This is a genomic window from Cyanobium sp. Aljojuca 7A6, assembly GCF_024346455.1.
Taxonomy (GTDB): domain Bacteria; phylum Cyanobacteriota; class Cyanobacteriia; order PCC-6307; family Cyanobiaceae; genus Cyanobium.
Map to the genome: position 1 here is coordinate 59,000 of NZ_JAGQCY010000002.1, position 22,506 is coordinate 81,505.

At 66.8% G+C, this 22,506-nt stretch carries 22 protein-coding genes, 1 tRNA gene and 1 pseudogene; 11 read left to right on the forward strand and 13 right to left on the reverse strand.

Translation table 11 applies throughout. The features are described from left to right. Positions 1-59: 59 nt before the first annotated feature. A pseudogene (locus tag KBY95_RS16470) lies at positions 60-938 on the forward strand (sigma-70 family RNA polymerase sigma factor); the annotation flags it as partial. Between the two features lie 38 nt (positions 939-976). Here KBY95_RS16470 and KBY95_RS02055 read toward each other — a convergent pair. After that, positions 977-1,738 (reverse strand): DUF92 domain-containing protein, encoded by a 762-nt coding sequence (locus tag KBY95_RS02055; RefSeq protein WP_254963023.1) that lies wholly within the window; start codon positions 1,736-1,738, stop codon positions 977-979. A gap of 91 nt (positions 1,739-1,829) precedes the next feature. Between KBY95_RS02055 and KBY95_RS02060 the strand changes: the two genes are divergently transcribed. Beyond that, positions 1,830-2,207, forward strand: a complete 378-nt coding sequence (locus KBY95_RS02060; RefSeq protein ID WP_254963024.1) for a hypothetical protein — start codon at positions 1,830-1,832, stop codon at positions 2,205-2,207. Here the strand turns inward: KBY95_RS02060 and KBY95_RS02065 are convergent. Continuing rightward, positions 2,173-2,976, reverse strand: coding sequence for a 16S rRNA (uracil(1498)-N(3))-methyltransferase (locus KBY95_RS02065; RefSeq protein ID WP_254963025.1), 804 nt, complete (start codon positions 2,974-2,976; stop codon positions 2,173-2,175). The genes KBY95_RS02060 and KBY95_RS02065 overlap by 35 nt on opposite strands. After that, a complete protein-coding gene (locus KBY95_RS02070) occupies positions 2,976-3,422 on the reverse strand; it encodes a DUF3531 family protein (RefSeq protein WP_254963026.1) in 447 nt (148 codons plus the stop codon). Before KBY95_RS02070 ends, KBY95_RS02065 begins: the two co-directional genes overlap by 1 nt. Positions 3,423-3,501: 79 nt before the next feature. On the opposite strand from KBY95_RS02070, the gene KBY95_RS02075 reads away from it, so the two are divergent. Both KBY95_RS02075 and hslO read left to right on the forward strand, forming a co-directional pair. Continuing rightward, entirely contained in the window at positions 3,502-4,155 is a 654-nt protein-coding gene (locus tag KBY95_RS02075) for an ABC transporter ATP-binding protein (protein ID WP_254963027.1), read from the forward strand. A 25-nt stretch (positions 4,156-4,180) separates the two neighbouring features. After that, positions 4,181-5,098 (forward strand): Hsp33 family molecular chaperone HslO, encoded by a 918-nt coding sequence (gene hslO / locus KBY95_RS02080; RefSeq protein WP_254963028.1) that lies wholly within the window; start codon positions 4,181-4,183, stop codon positions 5,096-5,098. Here hslO and KBY95_RS02085 read toward each other — a convergent pair. The 4 genes from KBY95_RS02085 to KBY95_RS02100 form a co-directional block, all read right to left on the reverse strand. Beyond that, positions 5,095-5,781, reverse strand: coding sequence for a CPP1-like family protein (locus tag KBY95_RS02085; RefSeq protein WP_254963029.1), 687 nt, complete (start codon positions 5,779-5,781; stop codon positions 5,095-5,097). The two genes, hslO and KBY95_RS02085, sit on opposite strands and share 4 nt — an antisense overlap. Before the next feature lie 24 nt (positions 5,782-5,805). Then, a complete protein-coding gene (locus tag KBY95_RS02090; protein WP_254952252.1) occupies positions 5,806-6,045 on the reverse strand; it encodes a hypothetical protein in 240 nt (79 codons plus the stop codon). A 107-nt stretch (positions 6,046-6,152) separates the two neighbouring features. Continuing rightward, on the reverse strand, positions 6,153-7,805 hold the full coding sequence (locus KBY95_RS02095) for a peptide chain release factor 3 (RefSeq protein ID WP_254963030.1): 1,653 nt from the start codon (positions 7,803-7,805) through the stop codon (positions 6,153-6,155). Next, on the reverse strand, positions 7,805-8,530 hold the full coding sequence (locus KBY95_RS02100; RefSeq protein ID WP_315858884.1) for a class I SAM-dependent methyltransferase: 726 nt from the start codon (positions 8,528-8,530) through the stop codon (positions 7,805-7,807). The genes KBY95_RS02095 and KBY95_RS02100 overlap by 1 nt, the downstream gene beginning before the upstream one ends. A gap of 113 nt (positions 8,531-8,643) precedes the next feature. On the opposite strand from KBY95_RS02100, the gene nrdJ reads away from it, so the two are divergent. Further along, complete coding sequence (nrdJ, locus tag KBY95_RS02105; RefSeq protein WP_254963269.1) at positions 8,644-10,965, forward strand: ribonucleoside-triphosphate reductase, adenosylcobalamin-dependent; 2,322 nt, start codon at positions 8,644-8,646, stop codon at positions 10,963-10,965. A gap of 112 nt (positions 10,966-11,077) precedes the next feature. Here nrdJ and siaD read toward each other — a convergent pair whose 3' ends face one another. From siaD to KBY95_RS02125, 4 genes are all read right to left on the reverse strand, one after another. After that, entirely contained in the window at positions 11,078-11,935 is an 858-nt protein-coding gene (gene siaD, locus KBY95_RS02110) for a biofilm regulation diguanylate cyclase SiaD (protein ID WP_254963031.1), read from the reverse strand. 1 nt (position 11,936) lies between these two features. Continuing rightward, positions 11,937-12,332: a biofilm regulation phosphoprotein SiaC gene (siaC, locus tag KBY95_RS02115; RefSeq protein WP_254963032.1), complete on the reverse strand. Its 396-nt coding sequence runs from the start codon at positions 12,330-12,332 to the stop codon at positions 11,937-11,939. A gap of 4 nt (positions 12,333-12,336) precedes the next feature. Next, positions 12,337-12,885: a biofilm regulation protein kinase SiaB gene (gene siaB / locus KBY95_RS02120; RefSeq protein WP_254963033.1), complete on the reverse strand. Its 549-nt coding sequence runs from the start codon at positions 12,883-12,885 to the stop codon at positions 12,337-12,339. A 76-nt stretch (positions 12,886-12,961) separates the two neighbouring features. Beyond that, on the reverse strand, positions 12,962-14,257 hold the full coding sequence (locus KBY95_RS02125) for a SpoIIE family protein phosphatase (protein WP_254963034.1): 1,296 nt from the start codon (positions 14,255-14,257) through the stop codon (positions 12,962-12,964). A gap of 178 nt (positions 14,258-14,435) precedes the next feature. On the opposite strand from KBY95_RS02125, the gene cax reads away from it, so the two are divergent. The 3 genes from cax (at position 14,436) to KBY95_RS02140 (ending at position 16,833) form a co-directional block, all read left to right on the forward strand. Beyond that, positions 14,436-15,551 carry a calcium/proton exchanger gene (gene cax, locus KBY95_RS02130; RefSeq protein ID WP_254963035.1) on the forward strand — a complete coding sequence of 372 codons (1,116 nt, stop codon included), beginning with the start codon at positions 14,436-14,438 and terminating at the stop codon, positions 15,549-15,551. Next, complete coding sequence (locus KBY95_RS02135) at positions 15,548-16,729, forward strand: pentapeptide repeat-containing protein (RefSeq protein ID WP_254963036.1); 1,182 nt, start codon at positions 15,548-15,550, stop codon at positions 16,727-16,729. Before cax ends, KBY95_RS02135 begins: the two co-directional genes overlap by 4 nt. 19 nt (positions 16,730-16,748) lie before the next feature. After that, a tRNA-Ser gene (locus KBY95_RS02140) sits at positions 16,749-16,833 on the forward strand. Positions 16,834-16,887: 54 nt separating this feature from the next. Here the strand turns inward: KBY95_RS02140 and KBY95_RS02145 are convergent. After that, positions 16,888-19,398, reverse strand: coding sequence for a ligase-associated DNA damage response DEXH box helicase (locus KBY95_RS02145; RefSeq protein ID WP_254963037.1), 2,511 nt, complete (start codon positions 19,396-19,398; stop codon positions 16,888-16,890). 13 nt (positions 19,399-19,411) lie between these two features. Next, positions 19,412-19,621, reverse strand: a complete 210-nt coding sequence (locus tag KBY95_RS02150; protein ID WP_216908808.1) for a DUF350 domain-containing protein — start codon at positions 19,619-19,621, stop codon at positions 19,412-19,414. 54 nt (positions 19,622-19,675) lie between these two features. On the opposite strand from KBY95_RS02150, the gene KBY95_RS02155 reads away from it, so the two are divergent. The 3 genes from KBY95_RS02155 to KBY95_RS02165 are packed head-to-tail and all read left to right on the forward strand — an operon-like array spanning position 19,676 to position 22,495. After that, positions 19,676-20,710, forward strand: coding sequence for a hypothetical protein (locus KBY95_RS02155; RefSeq protein WP_254963038.1), 1,035 nt, complete (start codon positions 19,676-19,678; stop codon positions 20,708-20,710). A 1-nt stretch (position 20,711) separates the two neighbouring features. Beyond that, complete coding sequence (locus KBY95_RS02160; RefSeq protein WP_254963039.1) at positions 20,712-20,945, forward strand: hypothetical protein; 234 nt, start codon at positions 20,712-20,714, stop codon at positions 20,943-20,945. After that, complete coding sequence (locus tag KBY95_RS02165) at positions 20,942-22,495, forward strand: polyamine aminopropyltransferase (protein WP_254963040.1); 1,554 nt, start codon at positions 20,942-20,944, stop codon at positions 22,493-22,495. The genes KBY95_RS02160 and KBY95_RS02165 overlap by 4 nt, the downstream gene beginning before the upstream one ends. Positions 22,496-22,506 lie beyond the last annotated feature (11 nt).

The following is a 22,506-nucleotide window of genomic DNA, read 5'->3' on the forward strand; positions in this document are numbered from 1 at the left end:
AACCTGCGCTGCCTGCCTGCGGCGACTCTGAAGAAACGGACCCCGTTGGAACCACTGCCATGGATCGCCCTCCGCCACTCCCACCACTGGCCCCTGCGTTGCTGGAGAGCCGCCGGGCGCCGCAGCCGGATCTCTGCCCAGGCTGCCGCGAGATCCCCGAGGCGATCGTGGATCGCCGCACCCGCAACCGCCGCCGGCTGAAGGCCTTTGCAGCCGCCACCGATCCTCTCAGTCGGCTGCACTGGCGCAATCTTCTCGTGGAGGACAACCTGCCGCTGGTGTATGCCATCGCCGGACGCCAGGGCAGCGAAGGCGGCCTGACTTTCGAGGACCTGGCTCAGGTGGGCAGCCTCGGCCTGATCCGGGCGGTCGAGGCCTTTGACCCCGATCGCAACGTCAGCCTCAGTAGCTTCGCGGTGCCCTACGTGCAGTGGGCGATGCGGCGGGAGCGGCGGGATCGCCAGCCCATGGTGCGGCCGCCCCGACCCCTGTGGGATCTGCACCAGCAGGTGCTCAGCCTCCAGGAGGCTCGCCGCCGCCAGGGGCTGGATCCATGGCCTACGGCCGCCCTCGCCGATCGGCTGGCCTGCGATCCGGAGAGGCTCGAGGAAGCCCTGCAGCTCCGCAGTGCCGGCCGGGTGCGCAGTCTGGATGCCCCCCTTGGCCAGGGTGAGGGCGAGGCCGACGCGGCCGGCTGCCTGCTGGACCTGTTGGCCTCCCCCGCGGCTCCCGGTGGGGAGGAGGAGTCATTGAGCACCAGCGAAGCCCGCGGCGCCGAGCAACAGTGGTTGCGCCAGCAGCTGGCGGATCTCGACCCCCGGGAACGGGAACTGCTGGTGGGCCGGATCGATGTGGGTTGCACCTGGGTGGAGCTGGGCCGGCAGCTTGGGATCCCTGCCCGCCAGGCCCAGCGCCGCTGCGATGCCGTTCTCGATCGCCTGCGGCGCGCCGCCCTCGCCTGGCGGGAGCAGGCCCCTCAGCCCGCCCCAGGCGCCAGCCAGTGCACCAGGCCCATGGCCAGCAGGGCCGCCAGCAGCGTCTGCAGCCCGTTGACCACCTCGTTGCTGAGCCAGCCCCAGCGTTGCTGCAGGCTGGCTCCCACGACACTCTCCGCCAGGGTGGCCACCAGCCCGACGCCGCTGACCAGGAGCGCCAGGGGCCAGCCACGGATCAGGCCGAGGGCCAGCAGGGCCAGGGTCATCAGGCTGCTGCCCACCAGGCTGGCGGTGGTGCCCTCCAGACTGATCGCCCCCTCCGTGCCGGGCGGCACCGGCCGCAGGCTGGTGATCAGCACGGTGTGGCGGCCCCAGCGCTTGCCGATCTCGCTGCCGAAGGTATCGCCGAGCTTGGCGGCGAAGCTGGCGGCGAAGCCGGCCAGCAGCAGGGGCACCGCGGCCGCTGGCGCCCGGCAGGCCAGCAGGGCCAGCACGGTTCCCACCAGGGCCGAGCCCCAGACGTTTTCGGGCCCGCGCCTGCCGTCGCGGGCCTCTGCCAGCCCCAGCTCCCGCTTGCGTCGGAAGCCCAGCTTGGTCACCAGGCTGCCCAGGGCCAGATAGGCCACCACCGCCAGCCAGCCACGCCAGCCGAGGCTTCCCCACAGCAGGGTGCCGAGCACCCCGGCGTGCACCCAGCCGGCCCGCGTCAGCAGGGGCAGGCGCTGGGCGACGGCGATCAGCAGGCCGTTGATCGCCAGGGCCGCCAGCCAGTGCAGAGGGTCCTGGGGGGGCAGCGACACCATGGCGGGGACCCGACTGTGTTGCACAGATCTAAGCGACTCGCTCCCAGGTGCCGACCTCGGCGGATAATCGCTGCATCCGGTGGTGTCCCGAATGGTCTTCAAACGACCCAAGTTCTTCCTCGATCTGGGTGGCGGCGAAGGCAACGACCCCCCTGTGGTGGTGGCACCTCCCAAGGCGGAGCCCGCTCCGGCGGAGACCACGGTCTCCCCACAGGCGGCTGAGGCTCAGCCCGGCGCGGCAGCGACGGCAGCAGCAGAAGCGTCCCTCCCCCCTGTTTCGGGTCTCACCACCGCTGAGGCGATCGCCGCCGAACTGGCCGCCGCCGAGGCGCTTCGGCCCGCTCCGACGTTGGCCACCTTCGCCCCCGACTGCGTCACAGCGGGGGGGGCCACGCCGATGAAGCGCCGCACCCCCGGCGCCAATCTGGGTGGCTTCAAGGAGATGGCGGCCGGCATGATGCGCTCCTGAGCGCGCGCCAGTCAGCCAGCAAGGCCAGGCCGCCTACCGCAGCGGTGGCCGTGCGCAGGATCGATCCCCCCAGGCTCACGGGCTGCCAGCCGGCCGCTTCGGCCCGCTCCTCTTCCTCGGGGCTCCAGCCCCCTTCCGGACCGATCGCGAGCCGGATGCCGGCGGTGAGATCGCGGTGGTTCGCCCCATCGGCCAGTTGCCGCAGCCGCTGACTGCAGAGCGGCAGGCCATCCCGGCGGGTCGTGGCCAGCAGGGAGATCCCAGGGGCCGGCCGCGCCAGCCAGGCCCCGGCTTCACAGGGGGATTCCAGCTGCGGCTGCCACAGCCGTTCGCACTGCTCGGTGGCCTCCCGCACGATCCCCCGCCAGCGGTCGAGGGGGCAGCGCTCACCGGGGGCGTTGCGCTGGGCCAGCAGGGGCTGGAGCTGGTCGGCGCCCAGTTCGGTGGCCATGCGCCAGACCAGATCCGCCTCCCGCTTGGGCACGGCCACGGCCAGCGCCAGGGGCGGAGTGATGGCCGCCTCCCGCAGCAGGGGCGCCTCCGGTGGCTGCTCCAGCCGCAGCCGCCGCTCCGGTTCGAGCACAGCCGTCCAGAGCTGGCCGACGCCGTCGACCAGCGCCAACCGATCGCCCGGGCGGTAGCGCAGCACCCGTTCCACGTAATGGCCTTCCTGGGGCTCCAGGGCCAGCGAAGGCAGCTCCTGCCGATCCCCCGCCAGGGCGGCGATTCGCTCCGGGGCGATCAGCAGCCGCCGCAACTCCCGCCCCATCAGTCCCTGGAGAAGGGGCTGTCGGGTTCCTCCTCGATCGGCCAGTCCTCGTTCAGCCCGCCGATCACCAGCTCGGTGATCTCCAGCACGTCATTGTCGAGCTGTCGCAGGGCGTTGATCAGCACATCGAGAGCCAGGGCATCGCTGGTGCCCAGGTCGACCCAGCAGCGCGCCCAGTCGTCCTGGTATTCCATTGGCCCCATGTTGTGCATCAGGGCCGGCAGGCTTCGCTCGGCGGCCTCGGTGTCGTAAGGGAGCCAACCGAGATCCACACCCCCTTCATGGGTCTGCAGGTTCTCGGCGTTGAAGGCACCCAGCTTGCCCAGGAAGAACCAGCTGTCGAGGGCCGTTTCCACGTAGCCCCGCTCAGCGCCACCGGGCTGGTCGGCGAAGTGCAGCCAGATCCAGCAGTTGAACGGATCCACCTCGCGAAATCGGACATCCATGGGGAAAGGGGCGAACGGCGCGCACGTCCCCCCATCCAACACGTTCCCCCGCCGCAGTGCCGGGCGGCATGCTGGTGCCATGCTCGATGTCATCGGTCTGCGGTACCACCCCGCCACGGCGCCGGCTCCGGTGCTGGCGGACGTGTCGCTGCAGCTGACGGTGGGATCTCCGGCCCTGGTGGCCGGCCGCAGCGGTAGTGGCAAGACGACGTTGCTGGAGGTGATCTGCGGCCTGGCCGAAGCCGATGCCGGCCGCTTCCTCTGGCAGGGCGAGGTCCTCAGCAGCCGTCAGAGGCGCTGGCTGTGCGGACTGGTGTTCCAGTTCCCGGAACGCCATTTCCTTGGCCTGACGGTGGGTCAGGAATTGAAGCTGGGCCAGCGCCGCCTCACCGCCGAGAAGGCCGAGGCCGTCCTGGAGCAGGTGGGCCTCGGCAGCCTCTCCCTGCAGCAGGCGCCTGAGCGCCTCAGCGGCGGCCAGCAGCGCCGCCTGGCCCTGGCGGTCCAGCTGCTGCGTGAGGCCAGGGTGCTGTTGCTGGATGAACCCACCGCTGGCCTCGACTGGACCGTGCGGGAAGAGGTGCTCCAGTTACTGGGGGACCTCGCCAAGGAACGGGCCCTGCTGGTGGTCACCCACGAACCCGAACTGTTCCGGGGCGTCATCGACCGGGGTTGGCGTCTGGAGCAGGGAACCCTGAGGCCCCTGGAGGCGCTGCATTCCGGCTCCTTACGATGACGACCGGATCACAGGGAACGGCTTGATGGGGGATCGCTTGCTGAGGGCCACCGGTGCCGGTGGCGGCATTCGCATGGTGGCGGTCACCACCACGTCCGCCAGCCGCCAGGCCAGCCAACGCCATGGCCTCTCCTTCCTCACAACGGCCCTGCTGGGCAGGGCCATGAGCGCGGGCCTGCTGCTGGCCAGCTCGATGAAGGTGGCCCATGGCCGGGTCAACCTGCGCATTCAGTCCGATGGTCCCCTGCGCGGCCTGATGGTGGATGCGGGCCGGGATGGCACCGTGCGCGGCTACGTGGGCCGGCCCGAGCTGGAGCTGGATCTGCTGAGGGATGCGGCCGGGGGCCACCAGTTCGACTTCCGCCGCGCCACCGGCACCGGTTACCTGCACGTGGTGCGGGACCGGGGCCAGGGGGAACCCTTCAGCAGCACCGTGGAGCTGGTGAGCGGTGGCATCGGTGAGGACGTGGCCTCCTATCTGCTCCACTCCGAGCAGACCCCTTCGGCCCTGTTCGTGGGCGAGACGATCGACAGCACCGGCGTCCGTTGCGCCGGGGGTGTGCTGGTGCAGGTGTTGCCGAAAGCGGCGCGGGAACCGGCCCTGGTGGCCCTGCTGGAGGAGCGCTGCCGGGAAATCACCGGCTTCAGCGAGCGGCTCGCCGCCAATGCCGACCAGCTCCATGCCCTGTTCGAGGACATTTTTCCGGACCTTGATCCCCAGCCTCTCGAGGCCGGTTCGATCCAGCAGTCCGTCCAGTTCCACTGCCCCTGCAGCCGCCACCGCAGCGTCAGCGCCCTCAAGCTGCTGGGCCGCGACGAACTCACCGACATGCTCCATCAGGACGGCCAGGCGGAACTGACCTGCCATTTCTGCAATGAGGTGTACCGGGTGGAGGCCGCTGAGTTGCAGCAACTGATCGATGAGCTGGCCCCTGTGGCCTAGGCGATCAGCAGGGCGCCGAGCAGCAGCAGGAGGATGGCCGGGATGCTCTGCAGCTGCAGGGTGGTCACCGGCAGGGATTGGCTGAGGCTGGGGCCCAACCCGCTCGCCAGCAGACCGCCCAGGATCAGACCCAGGCAAAGCAGGGCGAAGGACCAGCCCACCGCTGCCAGGAACTTCCCACGGCGCCGCTGCAGGTTGAGCAGGGTGACCCCGGTGGCCAGCGCCGTCAGCAGTTCGGGGGCGGCTCCGGGCATCAGCACGAGCAACACCAGCAGCACGCCATCGGCGGCCAGGGGAAACCAGAGATCCCGGCCGGTGGCCAACTGCAGCTGGGGCAGGGAGAAGCTGGGACGGGGAAGGCGGGATGGGGGGAGCTGGGGCAGGCTCGGCAGGGCGGACAGGGCCGGACGGCTCGGTGGCGGTGAGGCCTGTTCCCTCTGGGAGGCGGAGCGGGCGGCGCTGCTGACCCGGCCCTGCTGGCGTTCCTTCAAGCGATCCATCAACACCGCGTCATAGGCGGCCTCAATGCGGGAGCGAACCATGGGGTCGTCACCGGCCTCATCCAGCCGCGCCAGCTTGGCCTCCTGGACGGAGTCGAAGGAAGCATCAGGAGCGACTCCGAGCCGCTCATACGGATCGGAGGCGTCAGGGGACGGCTGGGCCAGGTCAGATCCTTGGTTCATGCCACCGAGCGTATCGAGCCAGGACTAAAAAAGCGGTTCACTGCGGTGATATCCCGCTTCCTGTTGCAGTCGGCGGGTGCAGGCCTCGGCTTCCTCGATGGCCAGCGAACGGCGACGTTTGAGCAGAGGCATCTGGGGCGGCAGGTGGCTGCCCTCACGCATCTCCACGGCCCCTTGCGAGGGCTGGAAACTGACGTAATCACTGCCCCCGTCACTGCGGGGACGCACCAGCCAGAGCTGGGATGGCGTCACGGATCGAGGCATCGCTGTGACCGTCCGTTGCGGCGTGACAAATTGTTGCTTCATTCTGCCCCCTCCGATCGCCTGGCGCGAGGGAGGGTTTCCTCCCGTGGCGCCGTCGGGACCCTGGCTCAGAGGGCGATGGGTTCCACGCCACTCACCACAGGCGCCACCCCGTGCAGCTCCAGCTGCGGATGGTCCTCCTGCAGCTGGTGCAGGTTCCAGTCGTTGCGGAACAGCAGCACCGGTCGGTCCCAGGCATCGCGAACCGTCTTGCAGTTGAACAGACGGCCGACGCTCTCGAGGGCCGGCCAACCGCCGCTCACCCAGCGGGCAACGCTGAATTCCAGCGGTTCCAGCCGGCTGGTGACGCCGTATTCGTTCTCCAGCCGATACTGAACCACCTCAAGCTGCAGCTGGCCCACCGCCGCCAGGATCGGATCCCGCTTGCTGGGGTCGGTGTCGTAGAGCACCTGAACGGCCCCCTCTTCGCGCAGCTCGTTCACCCCCTTGCGGAAGCTCTTGAAGGCCGAGGGATTGGGATTGCGCAGCCAGGCGAAGATCTCGGGCGAGAAGCAGGGAATGCCCTCGTATTCCACCCGGGAGCCGGTGTAGAGGGTGTCGCCGATCGCGAACATGCCGGGGTTGTTGAGGCCGATCACATCGCCGGGGTAGGCATCGTCCACCACCTCCCGGTCCTGGCCAAACAGCTTCTGTGGTCGCGACAGACGGATGGTGCGCCCACTGCGGGCGTGGCGCACGTTCATGTCCTTTTCGAAGCGGCCACTGCAGACCCGAACGAAGGCCACCCGGTCCCGGTGGCGCGGGTCCATGTTGGCTTGCAGCTTGAAGACGAAACCGCTGAACTCCGGCCGCAGCGGATCCACCGGCCCCTGGTCACTCTCCCTGGCCACCGGGGGCTGGGCCAGCCCCAGGAAGGCATCAAGAAAGGGACGCACCCCGAAATTGGTCATCGCCGAACCGAAGAACACCGGACTCAGCTCACCGGCGTGCACCTGCTCCAGATCCAGGGCCGCTCCGGCGCCCTTCACCAGCTCCAGTTCCTCCAGGGCCTGCTCCAGCAACTCCGCTTCCACCCGCTGAGCGCGGTCGGGATCCCCGGGAGCCAGGCGTCGCTCCAGGCTCTGCCGGCCCCGTTCAGCCCGTTCGAACAGCAGCAGATCCTGGGAGCGCCTGTCGATCACGCCCCGGAAACGGTCGCCGCTGCCGATCGGCCAGTTGACCGGCCAGCAGGCCAGGCCCAGCTCCTGCTCGATCTCATCAATCAGCTCCAAGGGGTCACGCCCCGGCCGGTCCATCTTGTTGACGAAGGTGAAGATCGGGATCCGCCGCATCCGGCAGACCTCGAACAGCTTGCGGGTCTGGGGTTCGAGACCCTTGGCCGCATCCACCAGCATCACGGCGTTGTCAGCGGCGGCCAGGGTCCGGTAGGTGTCCTCGGAGAAGTCCTGGTGGCCGGGTGTGTCGAGCAGGTTGATCGTGCTGCCGGCGTAGTCGAACTGGAGCACGGTGGAGGTGATCGAGATGCCGCGCTGCTTCTCCAGTTCCATCCAGTCGGAGGTCACCTTGCGCTGCTCCCCCTTGGCCTTCACCGCCCCGGCCTGCTGGATGGCACCGCCGTAGAGGAGCAGCTTCTCGGTGAGGGTGGTCTTGCCCGCATCGGGGTGGGAAATGATCGCGAAATTGCGCCGCCGGCTGACCGCCGCCGCCAGGTCCGTGGCGTCGGAATCAGGTGCAGGGGCAGAAGAGGAGCTGGTGACCATCAGGACAGCCTGCCAGGCAGGCTGGGGCTCTGGATCTCCAGATAGCGGTCGTCCACCTCCAGCACCTGCAGGCCTTCAAGTCCGGCGGCCTCAAGTTGGCCCACCACCTCGGCGCAGGTGAAGGCGGCACGCAGGGAATGGGCGTAGTCCCGCCGTAAGACCTCCGGTGCCGAAGCGGCATGGCGGTGCACCAGGGCTTCCAGTTCAGTGTCGTTCGCGGGCCGCCGCAAATCCCTCACGTAGAGGCTCATGCCCGGTGCTGAGAGCTGCCGCACGCTCTGCCAGAACACGCCGGGGTCATGGAGATGGTGCAGCAGGCTGTTGCTGACGACGGCACTGAAGCGTCCCTCCAGCTGTGGGCTGGGCAGGACCAGTTGGCGGAACTGCAGGCGGCGCGTGCTGGCGGGATTGGCGCGCCGCCGCCGCTCGGCGATGGCCAGCATCGCGGCGGACCCATCGATGCCCACCACGCTGGCTTCGGGCCATCGCCGGGCCAGAAGAAAGGTGATGTTGCCAGGACCGCAGCCCAGATCCACAAAACTGAGACCCTCCCCGTCCCCTTCCCCCCGGGCAGCGAGCAGGGCTTCGATCCTGTCCAGGACCGCCTGGTCGCTGCCGGAGAAATCCGCCGCTGCATAGGCCTCGGCTTGCAGCGCCTCCTCCATCAGCTCCGGTTCGCAGCGTCGCTCCATCGACCCAGCCTCCCAGTCCGCCGCTGCAGGCACCGTGGCTGGTGGGTGGGTGCCGTTGCAGACCCTACAGGTGGCGTTATGGTTTCCAGCACGCCTCGGCCGTACCCACCGTGACCCTGTCCGCCGCCCGTCCAGCCACGCCCGCCATGGCGGCAATGTCTCCCGGAAGCGAAGGGATCATCACGCCGTCAGCCGATTTTCCGCTCACCGCCCCGGCGGCCTATCCGGTGTTCTATCGGACCTACAGCCGCAAGACCGCCAGCGGCGGTCGGGAGAGCTGGCATGAGGTGGCCGAACGCAACCTCGAAGGCCTGCGGGTGCTCGGCTCCCTCGCACCCGACGAGGTGGAGCTGATCCGGCGCATGCAACGCCATCAGATGGCCCTGCCGTCCGGGCGCTGGCTGTGGATCGGCGGCACTGAGTGGATCGAGCAACCCGAAAACTTCTCCGGTGCCTACAACTGCACCTCCACGAATCTGGTGGACTGGGAAGCCTTCGCCCTGATGATGGATCTGGCGATGATGGGCTGTGGCACCGGCGCCATCATCGAGCCCCACCTGATCGCCCGTCTGCCGAAGGTGCGCAACACCCTCGTCATCGATGGGGTCACTGACATCGGCGTGACCCCGATCGGATCCCGTCAGCAGCAGACCAGCCACCGGATCGAGGGCCAGCAGGTCAGCGTGCGGGTGGGTGACACCCGAGCTGGCTGGGTGGAAAGCTACCGGCTGCTGCTCAATCTCTGCAGTGATGAGCGCTTCGACGGCCCCGTCCATGTGTCGGTGGACCTTTCCGATGTGCGTCCTGTGGGCGAAACGCTCAAGGGCTTTGGCGGCATGGCCAACCCCGTCAAGTTGAGGGATCTCTACGGCCGTGTCGCCCAGATTCTCAACAAGGCCAGGGGCCGCCAGCTCACCTCGGTGGAGTGCTGTCTGCTGATCGATGAAGCGGCAGTGACCATCGTGGCCGGCAACATCCGCCGCAGCGCCGGCATGCGCCAGTTCTGCGCCGACGATGATTCAGCTCTCGGTGCCAAGGAGAACCTCTGGCAACAGGACGGCCAGGGCAGCTGGCGCATCGATCCCGAGCGCGATGCCCTGCGCATGGCCAACCACACCCGGGTGTTCCATGTCCGGCCCAGCCGCGAGGTGGTCCTAGAGGCGGTCAACAAACAGTTCCAGTCGGGGGAGGGAGCCATCCAGTTCGCCCCCGAGGCGATTGCCCGCTCCAATGCCGACCTGCTCACCACCCCCGAGTTGCGCACCGAGTTCATCGGCCTGTACTGCGACCAGGGCAAGGAGGAGGCCAGCCGCTGGCTGCAGCTGCACCATCCCCAGGTCAGCGACGCCGAGCTCGAACATCGGCTTGGCCGCTACGGACTCAACCCTTGCGGTGAGATTCTCGGGGCCGACTTCCACTGCAACCTGGCCGAGATCCACCTCAATCGGATCGATCCGCACGACCACCAGGCCCAGGCCGACGCCTTCAAGGCCGGAGGACTGGCCGTGGCCTGCCTGCTGAATCACCGCTTTGAGGTCGAGCGTTACCGCCAGAGCCGGGCCTGGGATCCGATCGTGGGTGTCAGCTTCACAGGTCTGTTCGATTTCTTTGTGCATGCCTTCGGCACCCCTTGGCTGCAGTGGTGGGAAGCAGGCCGTCCTGACTCTGAAGAGGGGCGTGCCTTCCGGGCCGAGGAAGCGGCCTATCTGTCGCGCTGGAAGCAGTGCGTGCACGACGCGGTGTGGGACTACTGCGATCGCCACGCCATGCGTCGCCCCAACCGCTGCACCACCGTCCAACCGGCAGGCACCAAGAGTCTTCTCACCGGCGCCAGCCCTGGCTGGCATCCCCCCAAGGCCCAGCGGTTCATTCGGCGCATCACCTTCCGTAAGAACGATCCGGTGGCCCTCGCCTGCATGGACTACGGCTACGCCATCGTTCCGTCCCAGTCGGACAAGGACGAGCAGGGGCGTCTGCTGAATGATCCGTTTGATCCGCGCTGCACCGAATGGCTGGTGGAGATCCCCACCGAGGTCAGCTGGGCCAACCTGCCTGGTGCCGATCAGGTGGAGATCAACAATTTCTCCGCCCTGGCCCAGTTTGATTTCTACATGCAGGTGCAACGCCACTTCACCACCCACAACACCTCCGCCACCGTGGAGTTTCGTGAGCATGAAATCGAGGCACTGGCCGCCGCGATCCACCAGACCATCGAGAATGGGGAGGGATACATCTCCGCTGCTCTTCTGGCTCGGTTTGATGCCAATGCCACCTTCCCCCGATTGCCCTTTGAGCCGATTGATCAGGCCACCTATCACCAGATGGTCCTTGAGGTTGAGCAGCGTCGTCAGTGCGGTGATTTCTTCCTTGCTCTGCAGAAGTATGACGGAGGTGAGCTGGTTGAAGCCGGTCCTGCCGGTTGCGATTCTGATAAGTGCCTCCTACCTCTGGCCAAGCCAGAAAGTTGAGCGGAAGCCTTGGCGGCTGCAGCCCTGACGCACGGAATCCTTTCCTCAGGCCAGCCGCCCGGTTCGCTCAGGTTTGAGGGGCGCTCCCTGGATGGTTCAGCCCAAAAATGACTCAATCAGTGCCAGCCGCCAAGGCGCTGATGACCCGGTGGCTGAGGGGATCGGCTGGGTCGATGACCACCAGCCTGTCGCGGCCATCGTTCTTGGCCATGAGCAGGGCTTTGTCAGCTCGCCGGAAAGTCGCGTCATAATTTTCATCGGACTTGTGCTCGGTCAGCCCCAAACTGGCCGTGAGATTCAATTCCATGTCGTCGATAGAAACGCGCATATTACGAATATTGCTTAACATGCGCTTAGCCACTATTTCGGCCGTGGATAGATCGGCATCAATCAGCAAGGCCATGAATTCTTCGCCTCCCCATCTGGCAATGATGTCGTAGTGCCGCAAGCTGCTGGAGAGGGCCTTGACGAAGTCCACCAGCATCAGATCTCCAGTGGCATGGCCATACTCGTCGTTGATCAACTTGAAATGATCCACATCCAGAATGATCATCGAGTAGGTGGAGCCATGTCTAGAGGCTCGCTGGTCTTCCTCAAGGCAGCGTTCTGCCATGAAACGTCGGTTGGAAACCCCCGTCAGTGAATCATGGGTAGAGGCCTCAAAGAGCGACAGATTAAGTTCCTTCAGTGAGGACTGATACAGATCTGAAATTTTAACTACACGTTTGATCTGCCGTAATTGCTTCTCGTAGCGATTCGCCAGACTGCGGTTACTTTCGAGAACATGTGACTGGTAAAGATCAGAGATATCAGCCACTCTCTCCAGCCGATCAACCTGTTCTTCGATGCGATGCCACAAGCGAGAAAGCAGATGACGTATGGGATCATTATCAAACCGGTGATCGGCTAGAACTGCCATCACCTCCTGCTCCAATTGATCGTCAGACTTTGAGAGGGAAGGGTCAACCATCTCAGGCGTTGATGGAGAGAATCAAGAATGGAAAGGTATAGTCTTCCTTAAACTCAGAGCCCAGTTCGGCGGAGCGGGGATTTCTGTCATCGAACATCCACTGAACCAAAACTTCTTTGCCACTTTCGAAGGCTGTTTGCAGCGAGTCAAAAATATCGATCATGAATCGAATGCTGCTGGTATTGAGGTAGTTCAAATGCAGTTCAAGCGTAAGGGAGTGTTCAGCACTTGAAAGGTAGGATTCAATCCATTGAATCAACTGATCGTAAAGTTCAAAAGAATTCTCCGGATACGACTCGCCACTCATGACGACGACACCTGCTTTCCAATCCGCCCGAATCGATGGGCTGGATTGAGAGCCGGGCACAGAGAGATTGAGTTCTTCGCTGCTGCTCATGGGATCAGATGATGGCCCGAAGGCTGAAGAAGGCACGGCCTGGCTCAAGGGGATCAAGGGAGGCCTCCACCGGTTGGCTCGAGCGCCTGGCGATTTCGATCAGTCCCAGGCCGGCTCCCTGGCCAGGGGTCTGGGTGTGGGGCTGGCGCAACTGCTGTTTATAGAGCAGCTTCAGCTGGGCCTTGTCGCAGTCTGCGAGTTCGTGGATCCGTTTCAGCAGGGCTTGACCATCCTCCATCTCTACGAGGTTACCTGCACACACGGCGTAATGGCCAGCCTCGGCGGCTGCAATGACGACCGTGGCCGAGGACTCGGAATCGCTGAAGCCGTGGCTTGTTGCATAATTCCTGATATTCTGACTCATCTCGATATAGACGCTGAACACATCCATGACCTCCAGTTCAGGAGCGTGGTTGGATTCAATGTGTTCCTTAAGGGCAGATCCGATCTCCCCAATCAGGTTGGTGGAGATGGGTCCGTTGAAGCAGATGAGGATCTGATGATTGCTGAAAAACTCTCTCAGCGAAATCAGACTGGTGGTGCTGATGGTCATCGCTTCAAGTCCGAGGCGGCCACTTGAGTTGTCGTGGTCAAAGCAGCCATGGGGGCGTTGTTGATCAGGTAGGACATCAAGGAATCTCCTGGGAGAAGCGGAAGGAGAGGATCGTGATGTCGTCCCGCTGCGGGTGACGTCCACGAAACTCTTCCAGCGCATCGGCCAAGGCTTGACGCTGGTGTTCCAGGGGTTGGCGCGCCAGCTGAATCAACCACTCCTTGAATTGCTGGGTGCCCAGTGAGAAACCGTCTTCGCCTCCTGATTGGTCGAGCAGGCCATCGGTGGTCAGGTAGTAGGTGCAGTCCGGCAGCAACGGTATGTCGTGGTCCGTGTAGGCACCGACGCGTTGATCACAGATCGCCCGATGGTCTCCCCTGAGCATGTGCATGGTTTGCCCATCAGTCCAATAGAGACTGATCTTTGCGCCAGCAAATCTAAGCGTTCTGGCTTCAAAGTCAAGGCGCACGAGTCCAATGTCCATGCTGGTCGCGATGGACTTGCTCATCCTGGCCCCATGCAGCAGTGTCCGCATGGCCGTATCGGTGCAGCTCAGGATGGCGGCAGGGGAGGTGATCCCCACTTCCATGATCGAACGATCAATCCCCGCCCTGGCGAGCATGGTCATCATGGCCCCTGAGACCCCATGCCCAGCGCAGTCGGCCACCCCAGCGAGGCAGTGCCCACCTTCGGAGTGGAAGATGTAGTAGTCACCTCCCACCGTGTCGCGTGGCAGCCAGAGGATGAAGTGATTGCTGCCGAAGGTGTCCTGGAGCTGGCGATCCGGAAGGATCGATCTCTGCAGCAGCCCGGCGTAGTTGATGGAGGCTTCGATCTGTCGATTGGCTTCCAGCAATTGCTGATTGCTGGCTTCTCCAGCCATGAGTGCCTGGCGCATCTTGACGAGCACCATGTTGAAGGTCTGGGCAAGCTTCGAGATTTCATCGTTGCTTCTGATCGTCAGCAGGCTCGTCCTGTCACCGCTCTCGATCTCACTGGCTTCGCGGACCAGTCGAGCGATCGGACGGATGATCCGCCTGGTGATGATCTGATAGGAGATGACCGCCAGGATGACCAGTAGCAGGGTGAGAATCAGTGAGACATAGATCTCCGCTGATCGGGCACCGGAAACCATCAGCAGCTGGATAGCCGCAACGACCAAGTACAGCAACACGAGCCCATTGACAATGGCAATGAGAGTGAAGACCCGCTGAATGGACGCCACCGTTCTTCTCGATGGCAGAGGCTGTCTGTTTGGTTCGTTCCGGGTGTTGGTGTTCGGTTCGGACTCCCCGGCATCAGGCGGCAGGACTGGGAGCGTCATTGCCTGGGGATTCTTTGGGCCCATGGAGGCCTGCAGGGTGTCGGGCAAACAGGAGAATGCTGCTGCAGACATTCTGGGACGAAAGATCCTGGTGTGCCGTCTACCGCACGAAGGCGCCGGGAGTTGGCACCTCCCATCTCTGGTGTGTTCACGTGGCCGGCTCGCCTGGCCATGGCCCCATTGGTCAACAGTCGGTCACAATGAGTCACGCTGTTGGCGCTGCTCCATGTCCGCTCGCTTGCGCCTCGCCATCAGCCTGCTGGCGATGCTGCCGGTCGCAGCGGCCGCTGACCGGTTTCAGTGGGGCGATGGGATCGTCTTCGTCACCTCGATCCTTTCGATCGTGCCCTTGGCGATCCTTCTGAGTACCGCCACCGAGGAGCTGTCCCTCACCCTCGGCCCCTCGATCGGGGCCCTGCTCAATGCCCTGTTCGGCAACGCCACCGAACTGATCATTGCCATCGCGGCCCTGCGGGCCGGCTTGGTGGACATCGTCAAGGCCAGCATCACCGGCACGGTCATGGCCAACCTGCTGCTGGCCCTGGGTCTGTCGATGCTGGTGGGGGGCATCGGGCGCAGTGAGCAGCGTTTCCAGCCGGTGGTGGCACGGGTCAACGGCTCGGCCATGACCCTGGCCGTGCTGGCGATTCTGATCCCGAGCCTGCGGGGGATGGTGGGGGGAGAGGCCGGGGGGCTGGACGCGGCCGCCGCCGAGTCCTTTTCGCTGTTTGTGGCCTGGGTGCTGCTGGCGGTCTATGGCCTCACGCTGCTGTTCTCTCTGAAAACCCATCGCACGCTTTACGCGGTGGCAGAAGCGGACCTGATCGTCGATGCTGACGATCCCGGCCACGGCGCTGAACGTGCCCATCGGCCCCCCTTGCTCCCCTGGATCGCCGTGCTGCTGGCGGCCACCGTGGGGCTGGCCTATGCCTCGGAGCTTTTCGTCGGCGTCGTGGAGACCGTCACCGAGTCCCTCGGCCTCTCGGCCCTGTTCACCGGCGTGGTGCTGCTGCCCCTGCTGGGCGGCGCCGCCGAGTACCTCACGGCGGTGAGCATGGCGCGCAAGGACAAGATGGACCTGGCCGTCTCGGTGGCCCTCGGCTCCACCCTGCTGGTGGGTTTGCTGGTGGTGCCGGTGCTGCTGCTGGTGGCTCCCCTGCTGGGCCATCCCCTGGATCTCAGCTTCAACATCTATGAGGTGGTCGCGGTGGCCACGGCCGTTCTGGTGAGCAATCTGGTCAGTCTCGACGGACGCTCCGACTGGCTCGAGGGCGTGCTCCTGCTGGCGGCCTACGCCATCCTCGCGGCTGGCTTTTTCTTCCAGAGCAGCCCCCTGCCATGACCACGAAACCGGACGATCGCTCCTTCGCCGCGGCGGCTTCCCCGCCCCTTGCCCTGCGGGCGGGAGGTCCCTGGACGCGTCTGCGCCATGGGGCCGGCCTGCAGCTGCTGCTGACGCTCCTGATCCTGCAGGCGGCCCTGCTGGTGGGACTGGCCTGGCTCGCCGTGCCGGCGGCCCTGCTGACCGTGGCCCTGGCCCTGCGCCAGTTGCTGCCACCCCTCTGGCAGGTGCTGGCTCGCCACCTGGAAGACCCCCCCACCGTTCGCCTGGTGGCGGCCCTGTCCCTGGTCCTGGCCCTGGTGTCGATCCCCCTGGCCCTTGGCTGGCTCGACCCGCTGCTGGCGATCTACCGCAATGGGGACTGGGAGGCGATCGGCGCCTTCGGGGAGGGGGTCATCGGTGCCGTCGGCCAGATCCTGGTGGCCCTGGTCGCTCTGATGATCGCCTGGCGCCAGGTGATGGTGGATCAGCGCCTCACCACCCAGCAGAACCGCATCACCCAGGCCCAGACCATCGACAGCTTCATCCATGGCATCTCCGAGCTGATCAGCGACGAGGAGGGCTTGCTGGAGGACTGGCCCCTGGAGCGGATGTTGGCGGAGGGCCGCCTGGCCGCCGTTCTGAGCAGCATCGATGGTGACGGCAAGGCCAGGATCCTGCGCTTTCTTTCCCACGCCAGGTTGCTCACCCCCCTGCGGCGTGACCAACGGCTGGGGCGCGCCATCCTCGACGGCGAAGGCAGCTACGAGGAGGACCGTTTGCGGGGAGTTCCTGTGATCCGCCTGCAGAGCATGCTGCGGGGCGCCGACCTTGCCGGCACCGACCTGCGCGCCATTGACTTCAACGGCGCTGATCTCTCCGGCGCCGATCTCTCCGGCGCCGACCTGGCCGAGGCCAATCTGGCGGCCGTGAATCTGGCTGGTGCCAATCTCCAGGGCGCCTGTCTGCAGGCCGCTCGGTTCTTCTACGGCGACGCCCTGGAGGCCACCCCGCACCAGGCCCAGATGGAGCCGGACCACGCCGGAGGCGCCGGCACCGGGGCCCAGGTGGAGAACGTCAATCTCAGCGGTGTGCGCCAGTTGGATCCGGACAATCGCGCCTACCTGGCGGCCTGGTCAGGCGCCCGTTCCCGCCAGACCCTTCCTGGAGGCTGTAAAGGGCTGCCCAACCAGCTGTAAGGTCGGGGCCGTCCAGCCTGGAGGGGTGGTCGAGTGGTTGATGGCTCCGGTCTTGAAAACCGGCGAATCGAAAGATTCCGTGGGTTCGAATCCCACCCCCTCCGTTGATCTCAGCAACCCAGTCTTTCCCCCCAGCCCAGGCCCTCGATCCCAGCGCCTCAGGGCCCCTCGGCCCGCTCCGCCTGTTGCCGCAGCTTCTGGAGCCGCTCCAGCAGTGATTCATTGCTCATCCGGTTATTGAGCCGCTCCGCCAGCAGCGGGAAGGCCAGCGGGCCGGGCCTTGGCAGGCGCCGCTGCAGCCATTCGCTCCCCTGCAGCCGCTGCAGGGTGCTGAGCAGGCGTCCGAGGTCGAGTTGCTCCTCCAGCACTTCACGGCGGGCCTGGGCCAGCAGGAGGTTGCCGGGCTCGTGGCGCTCAAAGACATCGAACAGCAGGGCGGCGCTGATCTGCAGTTGGCCGCCGGAGCGGGCCTGGCCGGGATAGCCATTCACCACCAGCCCACTCACCTGGGCGATGGAGCGGAAGCGGCGGCGGCACAGCTCCGACAGGTTGATGGCGCGCTCCAGATCCTCCAGCAGGCCTCCAGGGTCCAGCAGGGCCGGGCCATGCATTTCCAGCAGCTCTTCAAAGGGATAGTCGCGGGCCGCCAGCAGCTCGAAGCCGTAGTCGTTCACCGACACTGTGAAGGTGCCAGGACGGTGGCGGGCCAGCCGCCACGACCACAGAAAGCCCAGGCCCTCGTGCACGAAGCGTCCTTCGAAGGGAAAGGCGTAGAGGTGGCTGCCCTCCCGGGTGTGGCACACCTCCACCAGAAACTGCTGGCTACGGGGCAGGGCAGAGAGAAGCACCTGGCGCTCCAGCAGCGGCCGCAGGGCCTGGAGTTCCGCGGTGTCGAGCGCATAACCCTTCTCCCCGTCGAGGGCGCGGGCACAGCGATCCACCTCCGTGCGCAGGTGGACGCTGAGCAGATCCGAGAGGGCCATCTGGCCCCCGCCCCAGGCCGGCACCATGGCGCTGCGGCGCGTCGTGGCCTTCACCATCGCGGTCATCTCCCGCAGCCGCACGAACTCCAGCTGGCGGCCGGCGAAGAAGAAGACATCCCCCGGTTTGAGCCGGCCGATGAACACCTCCTCCACGTGACCGAGCACGGCCCCGCGCACGAAGCGCACGGTCACGGCCCGATCGGCGCTGATTGTGCCGATGTTGAGCCGGTGCAGGCGGGCCACGGCCTGCTCCCGAACCACGAAGCGCTGCTCGCCGTTTCCTGCGGGCTCGGCCGGCTCCCGCTCCAGCTTGCGGTAGCGCGGGTAGGCCCCCAGGCAGTCGCCCCCGTCCTCCAGAAAGCGCAGGCACCAATCCCAGCGGCTGCGCTCCAGTTGGCGGTAGCTCCAAGTGCGGCGCACGGCCTCCAAGGTGGCCTCGGGCTCGAAGCCCGGACCGCAGGCCAGGCTGACCAGGTGCTGCAGCAGCACATCGAGCGGTTCATGGGGTGGGCGGCGGTGTTCCACCAGCCCCTCGCCCAGCCCCCGGCGCATCGCTGAGACCTCCAGCAGTTCCAGAGCGTTGGTGGGCATGAACAGCACCTGGGCCGTGCCGCCAGGCGCATGGGCCGAACGGCCTGCCCGCTGCAGCAGCCGGGCCAGGTTCTTGGCACTGCCGATCTGCACCACCCGCTCCACCGGCTGGAAGTCCACCCCCAGATCGAGGGAACTGGTGCAGACCACCCAGCGGATCGCGGCGGCCTTCACCCCTGCCTCGATGGCTTCGCGGGTGGCCCGGTCAATGGCGCTGTGGTGCAGGGCCAGGGTGCCTTCCATCTCCGGGCAGGCGAAGCGCAGGCACTGGTGCCAGCGTTCGGCCTGGTTGCGGGTGTTGGTGAACAGCAGCGTGGAGACATCGGGCTCCATGGCGGCCACCAGCTCCTCGTACATGCGCAGGCCCAGATGGCCGGCCCAGGGGAAGCCGTCGATCGTGTCGGGCAGCAGGCTGCGGATCTCCGTATCTCGCCGGATCCGGGCCGTGATGATGCGCGGCTCAACGCCGACGCCCACCGCAGCCCGGGCCGCCTCCTCGAGGTTGCCGATCGTGGCGCTGATCGCCCAGGTGCGCAGGGCCGGCCGCCGGCTGCGCAGCCAGCTCAGGCACAGCTCGCTCTGGGAGCCCCGCTTGCTGCCCATCAGCTCGTGCCATTCATCGACCACCACCGCCTTGAGGTCGGTGAACAGCGCCTCGGCCCGGGGGCCGGCCAGCAGCAGGGAAAGGGATTCGGGGGTGGTGATCAGGATCTGCGGCGGCGCCTTCAGCTGTTTGCCGCGTTCATGGCTGGTGGTGTCGCCGTTGCGCAGTCCCACCCGCAACGGCCAGCCCATGGTCTCGATCGGCTCCTGGATCGCCAGCAGCAGATCCCGGCTCAGGGCCCGCAGGGGCGTCAGCACCAGCAGCCGCAGGCCCCCCTCCGGCCCGGAGCCACCGTTCTCGGCCAGCATCGCCGCAATCGGCCCCATCACGGCGGCGTAGGTTTTCCCGCAGCCCGTGGGTACCTGGATCAGGCCGCTGGCCCCCTCCAGGTACGCCCGCCAGCACTGCCGCTGGAATGGCATTGGCCGCCAGCTGCGGCGGCTGAACCAGGCCTCGATCGGGCGCAGCGCTGCTGCGAAGGGTCGGGTCAACGGGGACGGCGGATCAGGTGGAGAGCACCGCCACCACCACGGCGGCAATGGCCAGGATCACGGCCCCCAGCACCACACCGGCGGCGATGTTGCCGCGGCGTATTTCGGCGCGATAGTCGATCGGGGAGAGGCGATCGAAGAGCAGCAGCCCGAGGTAGATGAGGATGATGCCCAGAAAGGTCCAGCCGACCATCAGCAGCATCTGGAGCAGTGGTTTGACCATCCCCTCGTCACAACGCCGCCCCTACCGTAGGGATGCACAGGAGGCCAGCACCTGATGGGCCCGTCTCCTCTGGGCGGGCGGCGCGATCCGGCGCTGCTGCTCTGGCCCCTGGCCAGTCTTTTGCTGCCGCTGTTGCCCCTTCTGGTGCTGCTGCTGTCAGCCCTGGAGGGGCCACGCCGTCTGGTGATGGTGGTGCCGGAGGGTCCACGGGTGCTGAGCGCCCCCTTCGAGCTGAAGGACGGCTGGCTGGGCAGCCCCCGGCTGGCGCTGACGGCCGACATACCCCCCAACAGCACGATCGAGCTGGACGTCGCCCTCCTCGATGCCAGCGGCCGCACCGTGCTGAACCTCACCAAGGACGGCTGGCGCGCGAGCGGCACCTGGTCGGAGGAGGGGGAGACCGGCACCTGGGAGGAAGCCGACGCGGCCCTGACGCTGGCCATGCGCCCTGGGCAGAGCGGCCTCTTCCAGCTGGCGGTTCAGCTGCAGGATCTTCTTGATGAAGCGGGCCAGCCGCTGCCCAATCCGGTTGTGGTGCGCGGCAGCGTCCGCAACCACAGCCTCGATGCTCCCCTGCTGCTGTTCACCGCCGCGCTGACGCTGGCGGTGGTCCAGGTGCTGCTGCTGGCCTGCTATGGCGTCAGCCGAGGCCGCTGGGTCCGGCGCAGCCAGGAGGCTGACGCGGCGATCCGCTGTGAGGCCGGTGGCCCTGGACTGCTGCGGGTGGGCGTGGTGGCGCGTTGGGAGCTGCCCCATGACAATCCACCCCTGGGCCAGCCCCCGGAACCGGCGGCCCTGGAGCTGCGGGTGAGTGATGCCCTGGGGCGTCCTCGTCTGCGGCATCGGGGGATGGTGGTCGTGGCCCACCGCTCCGACGATGGCGACCACTGGTTGTCCGTTCGCCAGACCCTGCACCTGCGGCTCCCTGAGCGCGGCAGCTACCGCTTCCGGGTGAGAGTGCCGGAGGAGTTCCGCGTTGATGGCGACGCCTGGGAGATGGAATGGCTGCAGCTCACCGTTGAGGACGGTCTGATGAGCGCCTGGCCGGTGGCTGTTCTGCCCCTGGATGGGGCGCTGGAGGCGCGTTGAGATGGCCGATGAACGCGGGGTGCTGATGCTGCTGGCCGTGGCGGTGGTTGCCATCGGCACCGTCACGGCCGTGACCCGCCCGGGCCTCTGGCGCCTCGGCCAGGACGGCACCCCTGCCGCCGGCAGCGGTGTGCGCTACGGCGGCAGCTACCGCGCCGGGCGGTGGGTGCCGATGACGCCCCGCCGGCAGGACTGGACCGGTTTCCAGGGGCGTGGTCCCGGTGCAGCCAAGTGACGCCTCGCCGCCTTGCGCCCCTGACACCCCTTCAGGTGCGGGTGCTGCTGGCGGCAGCAGCCATTTCCTCCAGCGTCAGCCTGGTACTCGAACTGATGCTCGCCACCCAGGCCAGCTACCTGCTGGGCGACCATGCCCTGGCCACCGGCGTGGTGATCGGCACGTTTCTGGCCGCCATGGGCCTGGGCGCCTGGCTGAGCCAGTTTCTGGCCGCTGGCCCCGAGCCCGGCTTCGCCCTGCTGCAGTGGTTTCTGGCCGTGGAACTGGCCCTGGCCCCCCTGTGCCTGTTGGCGCCTTTGGCCCTGTTCGCCCTCTTCCGGCTGGGCGGGCCGGTGTGGCTGGGCCTGGTGATCTGCACCGTGCTGGTGGGGGTGCTGGGTGGGATGGAGGTGCCGCTGCTGACCCGGCTGCTGGAGAGCGGCCAGCAGCTGCGGGTGGCCCTGGCGCGGGTGCTGGCCCTCGATTATCTGGGCGCCCTGGTGGGGGCCCTGCTGTTTCCCCTGGTGCTGCTGCCCTGGCTGGGTCTGCTGCCCACCGCCGGATGGCTGGCCCTGGTGCCCCTCGCCAGTTGTGTGGCCATCGCCACCACGTTTCCAGTGGGGCGCCCCTGGCGCGGCTCGATCGCCGTGGCCGTTCCGTTGATCGCCCTCTCTAGCTGGGGGCTCGTCCCCCTCGGGGATCGGATCGAGGATGGCCTCTACGACGATCCGGTGGTCAGTCGTCTCCAGAGCCGCCACCAGCGCATCGTGCTCACCCGCCGCCGCGACGACCTGCGCCTGTTTCTCGACGGCCAGCTGCAGTTCTCAAGCCTCGATGAGTACCGTTACCACGAGGCCCTTGTGCATCCGGCGATGGCGCTGCAGGGCCAGCCGCAGCGGGTGCTGCTGTTGGGGGCCGGCGATGGCCTGGCCCTGCGGGAGGTGCTGCGCTGGCCCGGGGTGCGGCAGGTGGATGTGGTGGAACTGGATCCAGCCGTGGTGCGCCTGGCCCGGGAGCAGCCGTTCCTGCGGCGCCTCAACGGCGCCAGCCTGGAGGACCGGCGGGTACGGCTTCTGATCGGCGATGCCTTTGAGCGGGTGCGGCAGCTGCAGGGCACCTACGACGTGATCATTGCCGACTTTCCCGACCCGGCCACGCCGCCGCTGGCCCGCTTGTATAGCGTCACCTTCTACGGGCGCCTGCTGCGGCGCCTCGCCCCGGACGGGATGCTGGTCACCCAGGCCTCGACCCCCTTCTTCAGCCCCAAGGTGCTGGCCTCCATCCAGGCCACCCTGGCTGAGTTGAACCTGGCCACCCGGCCCTACGGGGTGGATGTGCCGAGCTTCGGCCCCTGGGGCTTCGTGCTGGCCCACCGGGGCCAGCCACGTCAGCCCCAGCCCCAGGCGCCGCTTCCCTTCCAGGGCCGCTGGATCGACCAGGGCCAGCTCGATCGGCTCTTTCCCCTGAGCCGGGATCTGTCCCTGCCGCCGGGGGAGCGGGTGCTGCCGAATCGCCTGCACCGGCCGGTGCTGGCTGATTACCAGCGCCAGGGTCGCTGGCGGCAGAACTGATCGGAGCCAGC